The organism is Corynebacterium sp. HMSC070E08, assembly GCF_001808895.1.
Lineage (GTDB): Bacteria > Actinomycetota > Actinomycetes > Mycobacteriales > Mycobacteriaceae > Corynebacterium > Corynebacterium hiratae.
Map to the genome: position 1 here is coordinate 1 of NZ_KV794764.1, position 1565 is coordinate 1565.

A 1565-nucleotide genomic window follows, 5' to 3' on the forward strand; every position below is an offset into this window, starting at 1 on the left:
GGCGGGCTCAGGTGGTGAATGCATCTATACAGCTGGGAGGTTGTGTAGATGTCCGGTGATGAGAAGCTACGTGAGCGGTATGTGCAGGCGTATCTGCATGATGCGCGTCCGATGTCGGTGATCCTGAAGGAGTTGGGGGTCTCGAAGGCTCAGGCGAGGGTGTGGCGTCAGGCTGAGGGACTTAGCCGCGGCAAGCGCCATCGGAGCCTGAATGAGGATAAGTACAAAGATCAATACCAAAAGCTCGTTGCTCTTGTAGAAAGCGGCCAGTCTGCGTATAGCGCACTGAAAGAGACAGGTTTCCCACAGACGGCTTACCGATACCTTGCGCAAGACGGTATTGAACTCGCCAACAACAGTCGCGGTGGAGCCATACAAATTGAGCGGGATCGCATTGCTAAAGCTTTGAAACTTGTTGATGCTGGCAAAAGCTATAAGGAAGTCGGCCAGGTAGTTGATCGCTGCGCTGACACGGTGAGAACGTGGCACCATAATCGCATGTCTGGGCGTTTGGTACTCAATGATCATCCCACTGAATCCGAATCGAAGGTAGGACGCGGAAAGCGTCTTATTCGCCATGACCGGATAGCGATAGCCTATCTGCTGAAGCAGGGCCATTCTCATCGTGAGATTGCAGCCCAGCTTGGCCGGAATCAGTCGACGATTAGTAGAGAAATCGCTCGTGGGATGACTGAGCATGGCTACGATGCCCTCGTGGCGCAAAAGCGGGCTGTAGACCGTTTAGCCAGGCCTAAACCCCGTAAACTCGATACCAACCCGCAGTTGCGTGCCTTTGTCATCGAGGGGTTGAACACGAAGTGGTCACCAGAGCAGATTTCGAACTTTCTTGCCCGCTGCTTCGGTAAAGGTGGGGATATGTCGATTAGTCATGAAACCATCTACCAAGCTCTCTACATCCAAGCTAAAGGTGCCTTGCGCCAGGAGTTGAAGGTAGAAAAAGCCCTGCGTTCTGGGCGTACCGGCCGAAGGCCGCAATCGCGCCTGCCAGCCCGCGGTAATCGAAGCTGGATTGGTGAAGACTACCGCATCAGCAAGCGCCCTGCCAGCGTTGAAGACCGTGCTATTCCAGGACATTGGGAAGGCGATCTCATCATCGGGCAAGGAGGCACAACGGCCCTTGTGACCTGCGTGGAACGCAGTACGCGCTACACCATGATCCGCAAACTTGATGTGCATGATTCCGCCACGACTGTCGATAAGTTAATCGAGATGTTTACTGGCAAAATACGCAACATCACCAAAACACTGACCTGGGACCAAGGTGTGGAACTAGCCCAGGTAGACAGGCTGAGCATCGAGCGTGGGCTCGCAGTCTATTTCTGCGATCCGCACTCACCCTGGCAGCGGCCTACCAATGAAAACACCAACGGGCTAGTCCGAGACTTCCTACCAAAAGGAAGCGACTTTAGTACCCTGACCGATAAGGGCGTTCAACACATTCAAGACCTACTCAACGGGCGCCCCAGAAAAGTCCTCAACTGGTACACACCAGAAGAGAAAATCCAAGAACTATTCAAGTGATGCATCCACCACTTGAAACCGCC

The 1565-nt window shown here is 53.7% G+C and carries 1 protein-coding gene; it reads left to right on the forward strand.

What is annotated here, in order from left to right; all coding sequences use genetic code 11:
* Positions 1 to 48 precede the first annotated feature (48 nt).
* Positions 49 to 1542, forward strand: coding sequence for an IS30 family transposase (locus tag HMPREF2526_RS12930; protein ID WP_083295541.1), 1494 nt, complete (start codon positions 49 to 51; stop codon positions 1540 to 1542).
* Positions 1543 to 1565 lie beyond the last annotated feature (23 nt).

Coding starts and splice junctions, on each gene's coding strand:
- HMPREF2526_RS12930 (WP_083295541.1), top strand. CDS start 49: ATGTCCGGTGATGAGAAGCTACGTGAGCGGTATGTGCAGGCGTATCTG.